General features: G+C 44.4%; 23 protein-coding genes. 3 read left to right on the forward strand and 20 right to left on the reverse strand.

Going from position 1 to position 19433, the window contains the following annotated elements; translation table 11 throughout:
* Positions 1–75: 75 nt before the first annotated feature.
* The 3 genes from nhaC to FFM70_RS00060 form a co-directional block, all read right to left on the reverse strand.
* On the reverse strand, positions 76–1506 hold the full coding sequence (gene nhaC / locus FFM70_RS00050) for a Na+/H+ antiporter NhaC (RefSeq protein WP_137614823.1): 1431 nt from the start codon (positions 1504–1506) through the stop codon (positions 76–78).
* Between the two features lie 442 nt (positions 1507–1948).
* Positions 1949–2938, reverse strand: coding sequence for a 2-hydroxyacid dehydrogenase family protein (locus tag FFM70_RS00055; protein WP_137614824.1), 990 nt, complete (start codon positions 2936–2938; stop codon positions 1949–1951).
* Between the two features lie 56 nt (positions 2939–2994).
* Complete coding sequence (locus tag FFM70_RS00060) at positions 2995–3891, reverse strand: alpha/beta hydrolase (protein ID WP_137614825.1); 897 nt, start codon at positions 3889–3891, stop codon at positions 2995–2997.
* A 222-nt stretch (positions 3892–4113) separates the two neighbouring features.
* Here FFM70_RS00060 and FFM70_RS00065 point away from each other — a divergent pair, with 222 nt between their 5' ends.
* Positions 4114–4614: a phosphatidylglycerophosphatase A family protein gene (locus FFM70_RS00065; RefSeq protein WP_137614826.1), complete on the forward strand. Its 501-nt coding sequence runs from the start codon at positions 4114–4116 to the stop codon at positions 4612–4614.
* Positions 4615–4802: 188 nt separating this feature from the next.
* Here FFM70_RS00065 and FFM70_RS00070 read toward each other — a convergent pair whose 3' ends face one another.
* Together FFM70_RS00070 and FFM70_RS00075 are read right to left on the reverse strand one after the other, a co-directional pair.
* On the reverse strand, positions 4803–5207 hold the full coding sequence (locus FFM70_RS00070) for a Spx/MgsR family RNA polymerase-binding regulatory protein (protein WP_137614827.1): 405 nt from the start codon (positions 5205–5207) through the stop codon (positions 4803–4805).
* A gap of 208 nt (positions 5208–5415) precedes the next feature.
* Positions 5416–5790: a DUF488 domain-containing protein gene (locus tag FFM70_RS00075; protein ID WP_137614828.1), complete on the reverse strand. Its 375-nt coding sequence runs from the start codon at positions 5788–5790 to the stop codon at positions 5416–5418.
* 38 nt (positions 5791–5828) lie between these two features.
* Between FFM70_RS00075 and FFM70_RS00080 the strand changes: the two genes are divergently transcribed.
* On the forward strand, positions 5829–6485 hold the full coding sequence (locus FFM70_RS00080; protein ID WP_137614829.1) for a DNA-3-methyladenine glycosylase: 657 nt from the start codon (positions 5829–5831) through the stop codon (positions 6483–6485).
* 67 nt (positions 6486–6552) lie between these two features.
* Here the strand turns inward: FFM70_RS00080 and FFM70_RS00085 are convergent, their stop codons facing one another.
* The 7 genes from FFM70_RS00085 to FFM70_RS13820 all read right to left on the reverse strand — a co-directional run bounded on the left by FFM70_RS00085 (position 6553) and on the right by FFM70_RS13820 (position 10517).
* Positions 6553–6876, reverse strand: a complete 324-nt coding sequence (locus FFM70_RS00085) for a hypothetical protein (protein WP_137614830.1) — start codon at positions 6874–6876, stop codon at positions 6553–6555.
* Between the two features lie 82 nt (positions 6877–6958).
* Positions 6959–8068 (reverse strand): A/G-specific adenine glycosylase, encoded by a 1110-nt coding sequence (gene mutY / locus FFM70_RS00090; protein WP_137614831.1) that lies wholly within the window; start codon positions 8066–8068, stop codon positions 6959–6961.
* A gap of 68 nt (positions 8069–8136) precedes the next feature.
* Positions 8137–8505: a hypothetical protein gene (locus FFM70_RS00095; protein ID WP_137614832.1), complete on the reverse strand. Its 369-nt coding sequence runs from the start codon at positions 8503–8505 to the stop codon at positions 8137–8139.
* Between the two features lie 32 nt (positions 8506–8537).
* Complete coding sequence (locus tag FFM70_RS00100) at positions 8538–9044, reverse strand: putative immunity protein (protein WP_137614833.1); 507 nt, start codon at positions 9042–9044, stop codon at positions 8538–8540.
* Between the two features lie 320 nt (positions 9045–9364).
* Positions 9365–9808, reverse strand: coding sequence for an Hsp20/alpha crystallin family protein (locus FFM70_RS00105; RefSeq protein WP_137614834.1), 444 nt, complete (start codon positions 9806–9808; stop codon positions 9365–9367).
* Between the two features lie 102 nt (positions 9809–9910).
* Positions 9911–10249 (reverse strand): hypothetical protein, encoded by a 339-nt coding sequence (locus tag FFM70_RS00110; protein ID WP_137614835.1) that lies wholly within the window; start codon positions 10247–10249, stop codon positions 9911–9913.
* A gap of 124 nt (positions 10250–10373) precedes the next feature.
* A complete protein-coding gene (locus FFM70_RS13820) occupies positions 10374–10517 on the reverse strand; it encodes a hypothetical protein (RefSeq protein ID WP_171000307.1) in 144 nt (47 codons plus the stop codon).
* A gap of 165 nt (positions 10518–10682) precedes the next feature.
* Between FFM70_RS13820 and FFM70_RS00115 the strand changes: the two genes are divergently transcribed.
* Positions 10683–11321: an SDR family oxidoreductase gene (locus FFM70_RS00115; RefSeq protein WP_137614836.1), complete on the forward strand. Its 639-nt coding sequence runs from the start codon at positions 10683–10685 to the stop codon at positions 11319–11321.
* Positions 11322–11435: 114 nt separating this feature from the next.
* Here FFM70_RS00115 and FFM70_RS00120 read toward each other — a convergent pair whose 3' ends face one another.
* The 8 genes from FFM70_RS00120 to FFM70_RS00155 all read right to left on the reverse strand — a co-directional run bounded on the left by FFM70_RS00120 (position 11436) and on the right by FFM70_RS00155 (position 19345).
* The gene (locus tag FFM70_RS00120; RefSeq protein ID WP_137614837.1) at positions 11436–12095 is read right to left on the reverse strand and encodes a uracil-DNA glycosylase; all 660 of its coding nucleotides are present in this window, start codon (positions 12093–12095) and stop codon (positions 11436–11438) included.
* A gap of 139 nt (positions 12096–12234) precedes the next feature.
* Complete coding sequence (locus FFM70_RS00125; protein ID WP_137615106.1) at positions 12235–13125, reverse strand: DMT family transporter; 891 nt, start codon at positions 13123–13125, stop codon at positions 12235–12237.
* A gap of 178 nt (positions 13126–13303) precedes the next feature.
* Positions 13304–13996, reverse strand: coding sequence for a VIT1/CCC1 transporter family protein (locus FFM70_RS00130; RefSeq protein WP_379855485.1), 693 nt, complete (start codon positions 13994–13996; stop codon positions 13304–13306).
* A gap of 30 nt (positions 13997–14026) precedes the next feature.
* Complete coding sequence (locus FFM70_RS00135) at positions 14027–14704, reverse strand: VIT1/CCC1 transporter family protein (protein WP_137614839.1); 678 nt, start codon at positions 14702–14704, stop codon at positions 14027–14029.
* A gap of 199 nt (positions 14705–14903) precedes the next feature.
* The gene (locus tag FFM70_RS00140) at positions 14904–15893 is read right to left on the reverse strand and encodes a choloylglycine hydrolase family protein (RefSeq protein WP_137614840.1); all 990 of its coding nucleotides are present in this window, start codon (positions 15891–15893) and stop codon (positions 14904–14906) included.
* 91 nt (positions 15894–15984) lie between these two features.
* Positions 15985–18048, reverse strand: coding sequence for a heavy metal translocating P-type ATPase (locus FFM70_RS00145; protein ID WP_223877387.1), 2064 nt, complete (start codon positions 18046–18048; stop codon positions 15985–15987).
* A gap of 301 nt (positions 18049–18349) precedes the next feature.
* Positions 18350–18613 carry an AbrB/MazE/SpoVT family DNA-binding domain-containing protein gene (locus FFM70_RS00150; RefSeq protein ID WP_137614841.1) on the reverse strand — a complete coding sequence of 88 codons (264 nt, stop codon included), beginning with the start codon at positions 18611–18613 and terminating at the stop codon, positions 18350–18352.
* 147 nt (positions 18614–18760) lie between these two features.
* Positions 18761–19345: an RloB family protein gene (locus FFM70_RS00155; RefSeq protein WP_307722482.1), complete on the reverse strand. Its 585-nt coding sequence runs from the start codon at positions 19343–19345 to the stop codon at positions 18761–18763.
* Between the last annotated feature and the right edge of the window lie 88 nt (positions 19346–19433).

Below are 19433 nucleotides of genomic sequence, written 5' to 3' on the forward strand. Positions count from 1 at the left end.
ACCAGCGCCGGTCATTATAACTCGCGCTGGTATTTTTAGTTATCACTCAGTGTTTAGCGTCTCTATCACTATAAATTAGTTAATTTCAGTCGCTTGAGTAACTTTAGCCTGTGCAGACTTGGATTGACCCACATGCGCTAACCCGACACCGGTAAAGCCACTGATGATAGAAATAATTGGGCAAAGTAGACTGAAGAAAGCAAATGGCAAGTACTGAACCGTTGGGACCCCTAACGTCGTGGTTAAAAAGACCCCACCAACACCCCATGGCACTAAGTAGTTGATGACTGTCCCACCATCCTCCAGCACACGACCTAAGGATTGATCCGCTAAGCCACCGTCGTTAAAGGCCTTACGAAAGGCCCGGCCGGGTAAGATAATAGATAGGAATTGTTCCCCGACAAAGACATTGACGCCGATACAAGTGAGAATTCCGGCTGTAATCAATTTGCCGTCACTCGTTAAGCGTTTCGCAATTGGGGTCATGATTTGACCGATTAAACCAAATTTCATCAACAACCCACCAAGTGACAACGTGACAACAATCAGTGCCACCATACTCATCATGCTGACGATACCGCCCCGTGATAACAATGTATCCACACTCGTGTTACCCGTTTTAGAAACAAAGCCGGTATTAATAATTCCCGCTAACTTCGTCATGGTGATTTTCGGTTGTTCAACTAAAATTAAGCCCGCTGAAACAAAGATGTTTAAGAGCATCGTTGGAATGGCCGGCATTTTAAAGCCAGCACAAACGAAAACTAAGATAATTGGCAATAATGATAATGCGGAAATACTGAAGTTACCAGTCAAGACTGCGACCGTTTCATTAATCTTGGCTAAACTGACATTGGCATTGTCATGCCCTAGGATGGCAAACAATCCGAGGCTGATCACCCCAGCTGGTAGCGTCGTCCAGAGTAAGTGTTTGATATGGGCAAATAAATCCGTATCAACGACCGCCGAAGCCAGATTATTCGTTTCAGATAATGGGGAAAGTTTGTCACCAAAAATACCGCCACTGATAATTGCGCCTGCGACTAATGCTGGATTCAGGTTCATCGTGACCCCCATGCCGAAGAAGGCGATTCCAACTGTTGAGGTTACGGTAAAGGCACTGCCGACTGCGGCACCGACTAACGTACAAACGATGAAGACTGATGGCAAGAACCACTGAATATTGATCAGCTTAAAGCCAATCACCATCAACGTTGGAATCGTGCCGGCAGCGATCCAGGTGGAAATCATCGCGCCAATGAGAATAAAAATAAAGATGGGAATAATCCCTTGATCGATACCTTCCTTAATACCGGCATTCACTGCTGACCAAGGAAAGCCACGCAACATGGCCCAAGCAGTCACAACGCCCATGGCAAGTAACACGGGAACTTGAGGTGACAAACCGAACCCAATAACACCAAGGCTCATAATGCCTAACACAACTAATAAGACAATGACTGCTTCTAAGGTACTAATTTTTGGGGTGCTTTTGGTTTTATTCATGATTAATAACTCCTTTAATCAAAGCTTCAGTAACAACCAACTAGCAGACCCAATATCGCGCAATCCCACCACAACGTTTAATTTCCATCCTAATCATCCTCTTCTATACAAAAAATCGCCCCCATTGTTCGTTAGAACAACAGGGACGATTAGACTAGTCGCGGTACCACCCAGGTTGAGGATTCATTAAAAAATCCCCCACTCACTAGAAGATAACGGTTCTAGTTATTACCCGTTCAAATCTGAAACTCCGCTACCGTATTTCAACCACAGCTCCTGATCGGTTCGCAGCAACCACCGACTTCCTGACACCCAGACCTGCATCTACTTGATGTAACGTTTAACGTTCGCTTATTAACTTGTGATTAACAATACCACCGTTATTTTTAATCGTCAAGCCATATCTTTAATCTTTTTCTAATTTAGCAGTCAGCCACCCAACTTAATCACGGGGTTGCACTGGCGCTTTCACCCCATTCACAACAGCCTGTGGAATTTCATCATTCAAGACGGCAATCGCATTATCCGTCACGATTTTAGCCATGGCATCCCGCGCTTCGACCGTGGCATTGCCAATATGGGGCGTCAAAACCACATTTTTTAAGTCCGCAAAACCAGGCGTTAACGTCGGTTCCGTTTCATAAACGTCCAAGGCCGCTCCTGCCAGTTTACCTTGTTGCAATTGAGTTAATAAGGCGTGCTCATCAACTAATGGGCCCCGGGCCGCGTTAATGAGATAGGCGCTTGATTTCATCAAGGCCAATTGGTCAGCACCCAATAAGTGTTGCGTTTCACTCGTCAGCGGTGCGTGTAAGCTGACAACATCCGCCGTCTGCAATAATTCCGTTAATGGTAAGTACGTCGCATCCGTCTTGCTAGCAGTAAACACGTTCAATTGGTGACGTTGCGTATAAACGATATTCATCCCAAAGGCATGTAGTCGTTTGGCAACGGCTTGTCCAATCGCACCCATCCCAACAATCCCAAGCGTCTTGCCTTTCACTTCATGACCTAAGAAGAAGAGCGGTGCCCAACCATCAAAACCAGTCGTCCGCATCAGCTGGTCGCCTTCGACCATGCGGTGCATCAACGCTAATATCAGCCCGACCGTGACCTCTGCCGTGCTAGCTGTCGAAACGTCCGGCGTATTCGTTACCGCAATCGCCTTGTTGGCTGCATAATTTACATCGATATTGTTAAAACCAGCCCCAAAGTTGGCAATTAATTTCAATTTAGGCGCATGGTCAATCACATCTTGATCGACTTGTGTTGAAAGCGGCGTAATCAAAACTTCGGCATCCGCCACACCTGCTACGAGTTCAGCATGTGAAATAAGCCCGTTGCCTTGATACACATCCGGTTGATAACCAGCCGCTTGTAAACTCGTGATACCACTCGTGGGAATTGCCGCTGAAATAAAAATTTTTGCCAATTGTATTGCTTCCTTTCAAAAAAGGCGTTCCCGTCAAAAGGAACGCACAACTAAACTCACCATAAAAATGAAATCATCGACCGCGCCACTTGTGGGTTCTGATTTAACGCACAGTGCGCCGCCGCAGTCCCACTATAGAACCGTTCTTCATACTTAGCTAATTTGTGACGTAAGACATAGCTAATCGATCGGGCCGAAGCGACGCCCACGTAACCGTCGTTATTAAAGCCAGCGTTGGTATCTCCAATCACGTTCAACATCTGAACATTTTTGGGAAAATTCTGTCTTTTTGATAACATGGTCGCAAAATGACGCGTAAACCGGGCTGGTTTTGCCGCCATTTGCCGCACCTGATGCTCCGTTTCAGCATTCAAGTAGCCCGTAAGCCCGTCGAATGGCCCGCCAATCGTCACAATTTTATTCAGTGTGGGCAGCTTTCGGTCATGCCCATACGTCAACGCCTGGTTCACAATATCATTCGCGCCTAGGGAATGACCGACCGCGTTGTACCGATCGACCCCATACTTCGCTTTCAGTTGGACTAAAACTTGATGTAACCAATAGATCTGGGCCTTTTGCGAAGCATGATTATCTTGAAAGACCACTTGGACCATTGGATTCTTCAGTGAATGGTGCCAATACCCCTTAAAGGCCATGACCCCATTCTTATAGACGTGGACCACCAATGCCTTTTGAGCCGCTCCTGCCTTTTCAGCATGCTTGATCAAATAATTGGTTGAATTAGCGCCACCGTTGTACCCATGTAAAAATATTGTTGCTGTCTTCGATTGCTGATACTGACCATTGAGTTTTACCGCCGTTTTTGGGGTTAATTGACTCGTCACCTTTGTAATCTTTGGATCACTCTTGCGGGCCCCGATTAAAACCACAGCCGCGCCGATTACAAAAGTCAGTAGCAGAAATTGAAGTGTTATTCTAAACCGTTTCACCAAAATCTCCTACGCTCCCCGTTATGTTCACTCTTTCTATTCTAACCGATTCGGGGTAAATCTCAATTATTATCTTTATCGTTGGCGGCGTCCGCCAATGATTGGTTCTCAAATACTGAATCTGAGACCCCTTCAATATCGTTTTCCTCATAACACGCCTATAATTGAGCTTGTGTCAGTAAACAAAATATCTTAACCAACATTTTGATTAACTTGGAGGAAATTATGTACGATAAAAATTTCAAATACCCCGATAAAGCGGCTTATGAATTCGTTGTTAATGCCTTGGCAGCCAAGGGTATCACCTATCGCGAAATCGCTCAGATCACTTATAACTTGCAAATCAATTACATTCCAGACTTAACCGTTGCCGAATGTGAAACCGAGACACAAGAAGTTTTGCATAAACGGGAACTCCTAAACAACGCCATGGTCGCACTCGAACTAGACCGACTCGCAACTGAAGGTCAACTCAAAGAACCGTTACAGACCATCGTTGCTAGTGATGCGGGCGTTTTTGGGGTCGACGAAGGTATTGCTTTAAACATGGCCAATATCTACGGCACGATCGGCGTCACCAACTATGGTTATGTCGACAAAGTCAAAGAGGGCGTCATTAAAAAATTAGACACCGACAAATCTGGCGTCGTCAATACCTTTATCGATGATTTGGTTGGCGCGATTGCCGCTGCCGTCGCTGCCAAGATTGCGCATAAATACGCATAGATTGACCGCACCCTTTTCGGCAGTATACTTCATTGTGATACATTTCACACAATCAATTATTCATATCCAGTGAGTTATAAAAGTAAAGAGTCGTTAACTGTTTACATCAGTTTTTGATGACAGTTAACGGCTCTTTTTTTGTTTTTTATTACCCCAGCACTAATGCATCACTCTTAGACGCACTAGCATTATGCCATTTGGTGTTCGGACAATGACTTCAGCTTCAAAACACGTTGATCACGCGGAATGAACATCCGAATTTCGTCTTGATTAAAGCCACATAACAAACGATGGTCATCAAAAATAATTGGCCGACGTAGTAACTGTGGCGTCTGACTCAAGACATGTACCGCTTCGCTTAGTGACATATCTTCAATTGGTGTGGTTCGACTTAATTGTTGGTACGCATTCGACTTAGTACTGATCAAATCATCAATCCCGTCGTACGTGTACTGGAGCAAATGTTTAATTTCAGCTTCAGTTAATGGTTGTGCATTCATATTCCGTTCATGGAATGGAATCCGATGTTCTAATAACCAGCGATGGGCTTTCCGACAACTTGCGGTACTTGGTAACACACATAAGTTTATCATAATATTATCCCCAATCTTGCTTGAATCACAATGCAACCCCCATTATTGTGCACTGTAATAGTTGACGTCATTAATTAACAACCTAATCATAGCAAAATTTGCGGCTAATTGCTAGCGTTTTCAAGAAAATAATAAAATTAATTTGATAGTCGCAGTTTATAAGCCGAATTATTCCAATTTTATAAAGAGTATTATAAAGAATTTAATATTAAAGAGACGGTAATTGACCACTATCCCGTAAGTAATCGCGTAAAACCACCGCTTGGTTGTGCTGTTCGTCTTTGGCGCCGTATAATAAAATGACGTTAGTTTGTTTAAGTTGTTCAGCTACTTTTTTTACAAACTCAGCGGTTGCAGGATTTGCCTCAATTTCTGCTAAATAGCGAGTCTGAAAGTCCGCAAACTTCTCAGAATCATGATTGAACCATTTTCGCAATTCCGTGCTGGGTCCCATGACTTTTGCCCAGTCATCCAAATGCGCGTTCACTTTGGAAATTCCCCGTGGCCATAACCGGTCGACTAAAATACGGTAACCATCTAGGTCAGCGGGCTTTGTATAAATACGTTCTAATTTTAAGGTCATCAATACCATCTTCAATCTATAGAATTCGAGGGATTATTTTGTCTCATTCATCATTTGCAAACACCGATTTTTTCACCGGGCGACCGACAACTGAAATTGCACAAGCCCTGTTAGGAACAACTTTATTATATCGCACTCCGACCATGACTGTCGGCGGCCTAATCGTCGAAACTGAAGCCTATCTCGGAACCAACGATACCGCCGCACATGCGTACAACGGCCGGCGCAGCGCTTTTAGTGAGCCGTTGTACCGTGGCCCCGGCACACTTTATATTTATCGTTTACGCGCTAATTACCTGTTAGACATTGTGACCCAACCGGCAGAAACTCCAGAAGGCGTCCTCATCCGCGCCATCGAGCCGAGCATTCAGCCTGAACAACTCGTCGCCAATCGTGGTAAAAGCGGCGTCCTAGTATCCAATGGTCCCGGAAAACTGATGCAAGCGCTCGGCATTCAAGACCAAGCAATGAATTTACAGCCAATTACCGACAGTGAGTTAGCCATTGACCTCAGCCACCGGAAAGTGCCACGAGAAATTCTGGCACTACCACGAGTTGGCGTAAACCCGACCGCCGCCAGTGGCCAACTACCACTCCGTTTTGTCGTCGCCGGTAACCCCTATTTAAGCGACATCAAAAAACGCGACTGGCAGCCAGATCATGGTTGGCAAGCCGCAAACGACGCTTTAAACTAATCGTCACGTCAAAAAAGATTCAGTTTGGTCAACCCAATAACGGCTGACCAAACTGAATCTTTTTTACTTAGCCTTCACCGACGACAACTTCAACTTGGCCACGTTTCGGCACAAAGTTAATCTCATAAATCGGTTCACGTAAGATCTTTTCATATTCATCAAGCACATCGGCAGGCAATGGCGTGTGGGCTGATAAGGCTTGTAAAAGATCGTCCACGGCGTAAATCTCCGTCATATTAACAAACAACTGCATATTGCTGACGACGTCATTGAGCAACTCCGTTAAAACGGCATTGGGCTTACCATTGCCATCAGTTACCACGATCTGGTTACTGTCGATTTCCTTGTGATTTATCTTAGTTAACTTAACGATATCAAATACATTCAGCATGTGGCGCCCTCCATTGTGTTTAGTCCTGATTATTAGTTGCTAATAGTTTAACACAATCTCAACACGTTGCGGCCCTCAGCGCTTACTCAGGGTCAGCCTGCCGATAACGATCCCAAATTTTGGCTTGGACTTTGGGCATCGGCAACGTCGCCAAGTCAGTGGGAGACACGCGTTCTCCTGCAAAAAAGGCCAGTTCTGCCGGTTCAACTTGCCCTTGTAGCAACTGAATCGTCCACTTCTGATGCGTAAACGTATGCGTTACCGGGCGGACGGCCAGAGTAGTCGCCGTTAAAATCAACTGATATTCCTGTTTAAAATACTGACGAACTGCGCTAATTAAGTCAGCTGCCGAATCATCGGTCGTCACGTCTAGATCCGTGAGCTTGATCAGTGGTACTGTCCAAAGGTTGGCCAGCATCCCTTTGCTACCACGTTGTGTCATTAACCAGTCTGGCCCCATTTTAGTAACGACAGCCACGTAATCGACCGGTTGTGGCCGTGGCTTCTTGGTTCGAACAGGATAGTCGAGTTCCTTGCCATCCAAATAAGCTTGGTTGAACGCTTTGACTGGCGAGTGCGCCGTATCTGGTTGCCGTGCCGTCATATAACTCGCACCCAGGTCCATGATGGCTTGATTGAAATCTCCCGGGCGATCCGTTGACATAATCCGACTAATCGCCTGTTCAAAGATTTCCCGCGTGCCCGGCTTCGTAATATCCGCATCGATCTCTAACAAACGGCTAAAAACGCGATAGGCATTGCCATCGACCGCGGGTACCGGCTCGTTGAAGGCAATACTGGCGATAGCGCCAGCCGTATACGGGCCAATCCCGATCAAATCACTCAGTTCAGCCGCGGTTTGTGGCCACTGACCATCATAATCGGCCAATAACTGCCGCGCACAGCGTTGCATGTTACGAACTCGTGAATAATACCCGAGTCCTTCCCACGCCTTTAACAGTCGTTCCTCGGGGGCCTGCGCTAAGGCCGTCACCGTTGGGAACCAAGCCATGAAGCGCTCATAATATGGAATCACAGTTTGGACTTGGGTTTGTTGCAACATGATTTCTGATACCCAAATATGGTAAGGCTCATGATCATGCCGCCAAGGTAAATCCCGACCAGCCTTGTCATACCAGTCTAGTAAGGTCGTTTGAAAAGCCTTAATTGTGGTTGATGACCACTCAATCATTTGATTTCCTCCTAAAAACGCCACGCACCCCATTTAGCAGGGCTCGTGGCGTTACTTTTTAGCTTAACTTATTCTAACCGGTTTGCTAAATCAACCAAAGTTTTTTCATAGTGATCAGTCACACTAGCATCTTGAAAATCCGCGTTAAACACGGCCAAGGTCATGTACTCTGGATACTTAACGATGATCGTCGCTAAGCGGTCATTAGACTCCGGATATTTTTGATCTTCATTATTTAAAATATCTAAACTAGCTTGATAACAAACGTTTGCCAAAAATAAATAGTCGACAAAATAGTTAAATCCCAATTCATTTTTTAATTTATAATGCGCGTCTGCATCCACCGTTTCCTTGATATTCGTTAAATACTTGGTCACGATTTCTTGATATTGACGCAACAACTCTTGCTTAGCTTCCGCATGTGCTTCGGTCGTCATAATTTTCCCCACCTAACTTAACTCTGTGAGAATTATAACATATGCCGTAGCCCCAAATTGATGTTCTGGACTAATTCAGCTAATTGCTGATATTGCCATTGGCGTTCCGCGGTAACTGCCGCCGGATCATTCGGTTGGGTCAAATTAACCAACTTAATACCCTGATCAGCTGCCCGCAAGGCATTTTCATCGACATAGGCCGACGCAATCGCCCAGCTAATACATTCCAAAGCGGCCGCCCCAATTGAGCTAGTACTATTGGCAATCATCGCCTCAACTTTGGCGCTTGCTTGCCGTACTTGATAGACACTTGCTAAATTGACCTGCCATAATTCATTGGCATCGATTGCCAACCGTAATTGCCGATCGTGCTTCTGATTGTCATCGACATACTGCATCGCTTTTTTAGCGATAACCAACGCCCATTTGGCGAGTTGTTGTTGTGAGAGTTCACCAGTTAACCCTTCGATTTGGGACCGTATTCCAGGGTCATCGTCAATCGATATCTTAGGGTGACTCGGTCTAAAACCTTCCGTCATCACGCATTCCTACTTTCTGCTAATCCTACGACTATTCCAAATACTAACTGATAGCACAACTTGCCGCCATCAACCCGTCGCTAGCTGTTAATGAGCTTGGCTCAATTAACTAGCCAAGCTCATTAACCTCAACGACTGATATTACTGAATTGTACCAGAAAATCAGGCCGGTTGGGCAATCAAAACTCAAATTATTGAAAATCTTTAGTTCTAAAGCCAATGACCCAATTTCCACTTAAAAGTTAAGCTAAACGACCAATAAATCTAAGTCAAAAAAGCGGCGCCTGAGCAGCATTGCTCAAAGCACCGGTTTAAGTTAATTATTGAATTTCAATGTGATGGGTATCGGCCGCAGCCTTCTTAGGCAACGTCAATTTCAAAACACCATCTTCATAGTGCGCTTCGATCTTCGACGCGTCCACATCTGGTAACGCGTATTGACGGCCAAAACGCCCCGTCCGACGTTCACTCGCAATCATGTTGCCGTCTTTATCGCTGTCATCACTAATGCTATCACGTTTAACGGCAATTGATAAGTTGCCATCACGATACTTCAAAGCAATGTCATCCTTCTTAATGCCGGGAACATCAACATGCATCTCATATTGTTCGTCAGTTTCTTTGATATCAGTCTTTAAAACTGAACTACTCCCAAAATTGCCGGAGAATGACCGTTCCAAACCATTAACCAGATCATCCATCTTCGTCAAATCATTAAATCGATCAAATAAGTCATTGTGCCAATTCATCATATCGTTAGCCATATCTAAATCACCCTTTCAACTTGTTTACAGTTTCTATCCTAATCATTTGGAACTTGAATGCAAGAATTTAGCACTCAATACGCCGGAGTGCTAAATTTAACTTTAATCAACTTGATAAACACTCATATCGACCGGAATAACCCGTACCACTTTATGTGGTGTGATCGTCAAATTTTTGGTCGAGCTTTGACGTGGCCAATGTGCTTTTGGCCGATCAGCGAGTTCCAGACCAACTAACATCCGAATCCGGTCTAAAATATCTGGGACAGCAAACACATTGTCCCCTTGATTAAACGAGGTTTGAAGCATATTAATCTCAACTTGTAAGTGTTGGTCATGATAACTAAACGTTACTGGCACATAGACTAACTCCGTAGTAGCCAACTTTTCTTGCGCTAACGTTTGGTCTAACGCCGCGATAAAAGTCGTAAATTCAGCCATGTGAGCCACCCCCATCCGTTTGTTAATATTATACTGCGCCCCTATCAGAACGGCTATCTTTAAGCTAAAAAAATCAGGTCAATCACACAAAATGTGATTGACCTGATTGCTATCGTGTTAGAAATTAGTTGTTGGATAATTTCTTAGCATCTTCATCGATCGTTTCAAAACCGGAAACGCCGTTCTTTTGCTTTGGATGCTTTGCACGTTCTTCTTCAGCTTTTTGAATCATAGCCTTTTTTTGTTCCTTGCTAAGCTTTTGTGCCATGAGACTCGCCTCTTTTATTTGGAAAACGGATTCATCATCCGTTACAAGTTCATTATAGTGCTAATTTTTAGAAGTGGCACAATTTTGCTCAAAAAAGTTTGAAGCGTGTCACTTGCATTCTGTAATCATAAGATTTACAGTTAAGCTATTCAGGAGGGGATATTCATGACAAACGTATTAATCCTCGGTGCCGCTGGCCAAATTGCCCGGTTAGCCGAACAACAATTTTTAGCAGAAACAGATTCAAAACTCACACTTTACTTACGAAATGCCCAACGTGTGGCGGATTTAAAGTCTGATCGTGTCACGGTTATCGATGGTGATACCACGGATGTTGAAAAATTGACCCAAGCGATGCAAGGTCAAGATGTCGTTTATGCCAACTTGGCTGGTAAAAACATTAAAGCCCAAGCTGAAACCATCTTAAAAGCGATGCACACCACTGGTCTCAAACGACTGATTTGGATTTCAACCTTAGGCATTTACGACGAAGTGCCCGGCAAATTCGGTGAATGGAACAATGCCACTCTAGGCAGTTATCTGACCACCTATTACAGTGCCGCCGAAGTCCTCGAAAACTCGGACTTAGACTACACGATTATTCGACCAGCTTGGCTGACGGATAAAGACGAAATCGATTACGAAACAACCGGTCGCCATGACGCCTTCAAAGGAACCGAAGTCTCACGCAAGAGTATCGCAGCGTTAGTGGTTAAACTTGCTGAAAACCCAAGCGAGAGTATTCGCGAGTCACTCGGTGTTAACAAACCAAATACCGATGGCGACAAGCCTGCTTGGTATTAATAACTAAATTTAAATGTAATCAACATGTCGCCATTATTTTTTAGATAATGACGGCATATTTTTTAATTTATTTTCAATATTACCCCTGGTAGCGACAATATAAGCCTTCAGAAGTTAGTTGCAAGTTTTTGACAGCTTATTTCCGTCCCCTTTCGTCAACGCCAGATAGGCTTTAAGTGCCTTTAAATCGGCCTCGACAGTCGGTAAAACGGCCTTAAATCGCCGACTATATGAGGGATGGTATAGTGGAAAAATCACATACTCATCCGCTGACCACTCAAAACGCTGGTTCTGGGCCGACCACTGCTGAATTGGGGCGTGTAAGGCTTGCCCATGGACCGCGCTAATTTTGACTTTCGGCCCCAACAGACGTTGTAATCCCGTATTGCCAAGCGGAACTAGGACATGTTGCTGCAACTGTTGTAATTCTGAATCCAGCAACGGCGCACTGGCTGCCACTTCTGCTTTCGTTGGACGGCGATCACTTTTGCGGCCGGTCGCGCCAATTTTATATGGCCGTGAACGTACGGCCCCAGTCAAATAGATCTGATCACGAGTTAACTCAAGCTCAGCTAACCAACGATCCAACTCAGTTCCCGCTAGTCCTTGAAAAGGATGACCGACTTGCGCTTCAACCCGCCCTGGGGCTTCCGAAACCATCACAATCACTGGATTGAGTGACCCTTCGCCAGGAACAAAACCGGCTAAATGGTCAAACTCAGTCAAAATTTTACGCCCTTGTGCTTGTTGTGCCGCTGTCAATAATGTTGCCATCCGATATCCCTCCATTGATTAATCCTGAATCTTAAGTTACCGCCCAAAGTTTGTGTCGTCAACTGTAGCCTGAACTGCGCAAAAAAATCAGTGATAACTTGAAATGATCCAAGTTATCACTGATCGATTTAAGTTAAGCCTAGTCTAAATTGGGATCACTGCGGAACCGTTGGAGAATATAAATTGCCACAACGACCAGCACTGACCCAATAATTTCAACAATGCTGACTTTTAAGCCCAAGAAAATGATACTTAAAATAAACGTCACAACTGGCTGAACCGCGTCCACGATACTGACAACGGCTGACGGCGCAAATTGCAAACTGTGTAACAGTGATAGGAACGCAAAGATCGTCCCAATCAACACGATTGCGCCAATCGAAGTCACTAAACTGGGCGTGATTTTCGGCGCCCCTCGCCAGAGTGGATGGTACAAGTTAAAGAGCACCCCAGCAATCAACGTCCCCCAGCCTAAAATGACGACGGGCGAATTTTCGGCCACAATTTTACGCGGTAAAACCACATAAAGGGCTGCCGTGACCCCAGATAACACGCCCCAAGCCAAGGCATCCATTGGAATCGCTAATTCATGAATATTGCCGCGCGTAATTGCCAGAAAGACGCCTAATAACGAGACGCCAAACGCAATCATATCCGTTCGTAACGGTAATTCACGTTTGAAGGCTAAGGTCCCTAATACAATAAATAGCGGACTCAAATATTGCAAAATCGTAGCGGCAGCGGCCGTCCCTTTTTCAATACTGACATAAAAAGTGTACATGTTCGCCATCAAACCGAGTGTGGCGTATGCGACCAATTGGCCGACTGACGCCCAAGAATGGAACACTTTAAAAATGCCCCGGCCTTGTTGGATGGCTCCAATAGCTAATAAAATGACCCCAGCAGATAAGGTCCGGACCGATAAGAACCAGTCAGCGGGAATTGCTTGATTTTGTGAGACAAATTGCATGACGGTCCCGGAGATTCCCCAGAGTGTCGACGCCAACATTGCCCACATAATGCCTTGCATATAGCGACTAGTGGTTTTAGTTTTCAATTCTCGTTTACCCCTGTTTATAGATTAATGGCAACATTATACCGGGGCTTGATTAAAACTCACTGAAAATTCAACGCATATTTTCAACAAAAAAAGACGGGTCCGTCTAATTTTGACGAATCCGTTTCATGACTGATTTAATATTAATCGTTTAAAATAACGTCCCAACATAGTAGTGAATAAACATGGTAATAATCCCGACAATCACATTTCGAATAACTGCAGTCTTCACGTTCCCTTTACCAAGAACGGCTGATAAGTAACCGGTCAACGCCACAGACAATGAAACGGCGATGATTGTCCCCGGCCATTTCATGGCCGTCGGTAAAAACGTCATGGCAAATAGTGGAAAAATCCCACCGGCCGAAGCCGAAAACAGTGATGAAAAGGCCGCGTCCCAGGGATTCATATAATGGCCAAGTTTCATGTCATACTTAACACTTACGACCGTCTCCAATGGTTTCTTCGCTAACAAGTCTTTGGCGATCGCCATTGCCGTGGTTTCAGTCACGCCTAAGGTCATATAATGGCGTTTAACCGCCGCTAATTCATCCTCAAAATTTGTCTTTAACAGTTGCCGTTCTTTTTCAACCACGGCCTTCTCAGTATCTTTTTGTGTGCTAACTGACGCGTATTCACCTGACGCCATCGAAAATGCACAGGCTAACAGGTCGGATAATCCCGCAATAAAGATCGTGAATTGATTGCTAGTGGCCGCCGCCACACTGAACAACACCCCGACAACGGTCAAAATACCATCGTTAGAACCAAGGACGCCCGCTCGCAACGTATTCAGTTTTTCGTCCATCGTTTGTTGGGCTTTTTTTGGTTTCGTTTTTGACATAATCATCTGCTCTTTCCCCCTCAATTAACGCTAAGCAAATAAATGCCCAATAAAATACGTCACTAACATGGTTAACAATCCGGCAAAGACATTCCGGAAAACACTGTGCTTCCGATCCGCGTTACCAAGAATTGCCGCCGTATAGCCAGTAATCGCTAACGCAATCGCCACCGCAATCACGGTCGCTAGCACTTTAATGTGGGCTGGGAAAAAGGTGATCGACACTAGTGGCAAGATGGACCCCGTTGGAAATGAGATCATCGACGCAATCCCAGCCGCATAAGGACTAATAAATTCACTCGGATTAAAGCCGTAGCGTTCACGAACCGTCGTCACTAAGGCATCCTCTTGCATCATTTCCGCCGTTGCTTGCTGTGCTAAAGGAGTACTAATGCCTTGATCCACATACTTTTTAGTCACCATCGCGACTTCATCGTCGTAATTGTCGGCCAACGCCTTTTTTTGACGTTGAATCGCCATCTTTTGAGCATCTTTTTGTGTATTGACCGACACATATTCACCCATTGCCATGGAAATCGTCCCAGCCAGCATCCCAGCTAGACCAGAAATCAGGATTGAATAGCTGTTAGTGGTCGCACCTGCGACCCCCACAACGATCCCGGCGACCGATAAGATGCCATCGTTGGCACCCATGACACTCGCCCGTAAAATATTTACGCGTTGTGCTAAGGTCATTTTTTGTTTCATTTTGCTAACCCCCATCAGCTACTTTATAATCATTATCACTTAATAGATGTTATTCCTTTTTAGCTGAAAATGCAAGCGCGATCCGCACTTAAAGTTATGTATCCCTAAACTCAGTTAAAGTGTAGCATTAATGACATTGTTTTGTTAAATGAACTCAATAAAAAAACGTCTAACCAACATTAGATTAGACGTCTTTGTTTTAGTTCACTTGATTGAATTGTTGTGCCGTCGCTAACGCAAATTCCGTCGGTGCTGAAGCAGTCATTAAGTCTTCGGTTAAAGCGACCCGCGTAATGGTTTGATCATTATACGGTTGCATATAGAAGGCTGGTTCATTCATGCTCATATATGACCGATATTGCGTATAATCGGCAGACCCATCGGCCTTAATCTTGACGCCCTTAGGAATCTCGACTGAGTTTAACATGTGTGATAAGGCGTTCACAGCTTCCCCATCGGTCGCCACCGCTTCTGTATGTTCACGGTTAAAGACCGTCCGGATGAAGCGTGATGGTGAAGTGTAATCCCCAGGCATCCCTAGCGCACCAGTCCCAGGTCCAAAAGCATTGATCTGGAGGTCACCATATTGACGCGTTTCCGCATGCGGTTCTGGTTGAAGTTCCACATAGTTACTCAAGTTTTGTAAATGCCAGCCGAAATCTGGTGAGTTCGTCATCACACCCACAGGATCCTTCATAAAGTGCATCCCATCCGCTTCTTGTTCCAAAACATAAGTGTTGCCTTCGCGATCACTGATGATCCAATGCAATGGCACCACGATGTTCAATAACGGTGCGGCGGATTCAGTAATCGTTAAATCTGCCAAACGGTCACCCAATTCAGCCGTGCTCTTAACGTTACCTAAAATCCACATGATCACTTCATGGGGAGCCAAATTGATTTGACCGTCAACAGGTTCGGCCGCGTAATGTGCCTGACCGGAGAAATACAAGGCGGCTGCGCTGACACCATATTCATTGACGCCATCGACTAAGATATAGCCATTGAGATCCCGTCCAGTTCCCGCGAAACTGTATGGTGCATCAAAGCCCGCCGCAGTCGTCACACTCGTAAAGTGGTGTTGCCGAGGGATGACCACTGGCCGACCACCGAGTTCAAAAGCAAAATCCATCGTTCGAGCTAAGAATTGATCACCGCCCGTTGTTTGATACGTTAAACTTGTACACATGGGACTCACTTCCTTGATTTAAGTACTTCAATTTTAGCACCTAAACCAAGCAGTTACACGCATTTGCAACATTTAATTTACGGTCATCAGTTTAATCTTTAATATGCAGTGTCATTGCATTGATAGCTACGACCACCGTGCTTAAACCCATCACAGCGGCCCCGACCATTGGGTTTAAAATAAAGCCAATCGGTGCTAAGATGCCGGCTGCCAGTGGAATCGTAATCACGTTGTAACCAGCCCCCCACCAGAGGTTTTGGGCCATTTTCCGAGTGGTTTGACGAGCTAATTCCAAGAATTCAACGACATCATTTGGGTTACTCTTAACTAAGACAACATCCGCCGAATCAATCGCGACATCCGTCCCAGAACCAATCGCAACGCCAATATCTGCACTAGCTAGACTAGGCGCATCATTGACGCCATCACCAATCATCATGACCCGACTCCCATCACCTTGATATTGTTGAACTAATTTAGCCTTGTCTTCAGGCAACAAACTCGCATGAACTTCAGTAATCCCCAATTGTTTAGCTACAACTTGGGCACTCTGCGCGTTATCACCGGTCAACATCACTGGCGTAATCTTTTGCGCTTTCAAACTATCAATCAAATTCTTCGCTTCTGGTTTGATCTGGTCACCTTGAGCCACGTAGCCAAGCACTTGTTGATCTTGAACTAAGAAACTAACGGAATTCCCAGCTGAAGCTAGACGGTTAAAAGCAGCTTGATCATAAGCCAATTTTTGTTTGTCCAAATAGGCAGCAGACACAACTTGATACGTCTGACCTGAAACTGTTCCGCTGAGACCGACCCCAGTAATTTGATGACCATCAGTGGCGGTTGCTAAAGTCAGCTTTTGCGCTTTAGCAGCCTTTAAAATGCCGACTGCCAACGGATGACTGGACCCATTTTCCAAACTTGCCATGAGACTTAAAACCTCATCAGCTTTAACTTGCGGATCTAAACTTTGATATTCGGCTACTTTGAAGTTACCAGCAGTCAACGTGCCTGTTTTGTCCATTAAGGCGTAGTTTAATTCTTTGACTTTTTCCATTGAATCCCGGTTCCGAATCAATAAGCCGTGACTAGCCGCAATCGCGGTACTACGTGCGACTACTAATGGCACTGCTAAACCAAGTGCGTGCGGGCAAGCAATGACTAAAACAGTAACTGCAATCGACAAGGCCAACGCTAAATTACCAACGAGCATCCAAACAATGAAAGCCACGATAGCAACCGTTAAAGCAGCATAGAATAGTAGCCCAGCCACTCGATCAGCCATGTTTTCTTGTGCTGATTTAGCCGCCTGAGCGTCTGTCACTAGCTTCATGACTTGGGCCAAATACCCAGTTTCACCAGTCCCAGTGACATGCATTTCAAACGTCCCTTCACCGTTCACTGAGCCACCAACGACTTTGCCATCTGGGCCTTTTTCAACTAAACGTGCTTCACCAGTGACCATGGACTCATTGACTGATGTATTCCCACTCACAATGACCCCGTCGGCTGGAATCTTTTCACCGGCACGAACTTGAATATGGTCATCTTCAACTAATTCTGAAATATCAATGTCTTTCGTCTCACCATTAACGACTTTGTGCGCCGAACTTGGCAATAACTTCGCTAAATTATCAACCGCTGAACCGGCATTCATGACCGTATTCATTTCAATCCAATGACCTAGTAACATGATATCGATCAAAGTAGCCAGTTCCCAGAAGAAGTCGGTCACTTGTGGGGTGACATTTAAGAGGTTATTGGCGATCACTGCATAAATACTGTAGATGAAGGCAACCCCAATCCCCATCGCAATCAAGGTCATCATTGCGGGCTTTTTATTCGCCAATTCAGCTTTCGCCCCGCTGAAGAACGGTTGACCACCATAAATGAAGACAATCGTCCCGATCACCCCGACTAAATAGTCTGACCTTGGATGAAAAACTAATTGGAATGGCAATTGCATCCCCATCATCGGACTCATCAGGAGAATCGGTAGCGTCAAAATCAAGGAAACCCAGAACTTCCGTTTCAAGTTTCCCATGTGCATCATTTGGCCGCCACCCATATCCATGTCCATATCAGACATATCCATCTTACTCATGTCCATTTCTGGTGCCATTTTTGGCATATCGTTCATTTCTGCTTTATTCATCTTAACAACCTCCCCAAAGTTCTCTCCGTGTCGTTTACATTTGTAATTTATGACTAAAGTTTACAATCGTAAACGATAAAAGTCAAGCACTTGCCTCATAAATTTTTTATTACTGTGATATTGAAGTGTATTACAAATCAACAACTGCTGGAAAACACGGTTATTATCGAATTCATAGTGACTTGATGAGCTTGGTGGAAAATAGTTTGTCAATTTTGCATTATTGAATTCAGGAGGCCAATAAGTCTAAAAAAAGACAGCCTACATAGACTGTCAAATACGATATTTATCAATTGCAAATCTACCAAACGATTTCGTTAGGCATAGCTGGTCCCCAATCTAATTCACTGTCTCGCTGACTATCATCTTCCCAATCAGCAAACAACTCATGAATATTTGTCGGCTGCTTTTCAATTGGTGTTAGGACAATTGAGTCACCTTGAACAGATATGGTCAAAAGCTGATTGTCTTTCAAATTAAGCTCTTTAATAATCTGGTGTGGAATTTTAACTGCCAGTGAACGATTCCATTTTTCGAGAGACGTTTGTTCGTTGATTCTTGCCATCAACAATTCCTCCAATTTTTCTAACCGCTCAAGCATATCAAAGCCGCAATAACCAATAGTCCTGAGTGCCACAATTCTACACTTATTAAATCTGTCTCAATTGATCATCACCAGAAAAACAGCCATTGAGGTAAAACACTAAAATTCTTAATCTTCTCTCCCAAATATCAGCCGAATATGATCTTGAACGTTTAGGTATGGGTCAGTTGTTGCCATGTCTCCTGGGTTATTTTCACTCAACGCTTTGGCATTTTTCACTGCAGTGGCCACACTATCAATCAAATGTTTATCATATTCTGAGCCCTTAAACTTTTTATAATCTTGATCAAAACATTTAGATCCTGATAAAGTTTGTATCAATTCTGGCCTCGTGTAAGACTTACTAAATGCTTTAAAATGCAACAAAATAAACACTTCAAAATCAATGCTGGAGAAAATTATTCGATATCCCGCCATTTTTGCTTGCCGTTCAGCAGTCTTAATTTCGTTAACGGTCAGGTCATCCCGGTCGAACATCAGATAAACTTCTTCTGCATGCTTCCGATTGCCATTAGCGACTTGTCTTTTAGCTGTACTAACTAGCGCTGGGCCTTTTTTACCAGACAATTGCTTAATCCGTAAAACATTGCTTGCACTATACTTTCGTTGGAGCATTTTTAAATATTGCAGTTCTGATTCTGCTATGCAAAATATGGAGAAATGTAGAAAAACATTACTGATTTCTACATTCAGAAAGGTTGCATATTTCCTTTTTTTATTTTACTTGCTACCGTTATCACGCCGGTTTTCCGATATTCCACTAAGGAGTAATCACATTGAC

This window comes from Lactiplantibacillus nangangensis, from assembly GCF_005405065.1.
In the GTDB taxonomy this organism is placed as follows: domain Bacteria; phylum Bacillota; class Bacilli; order Lactobacillales; family Lactobacillaceae; genus Lactiplantibacillus; species Lactiplantibacillus nangangensis.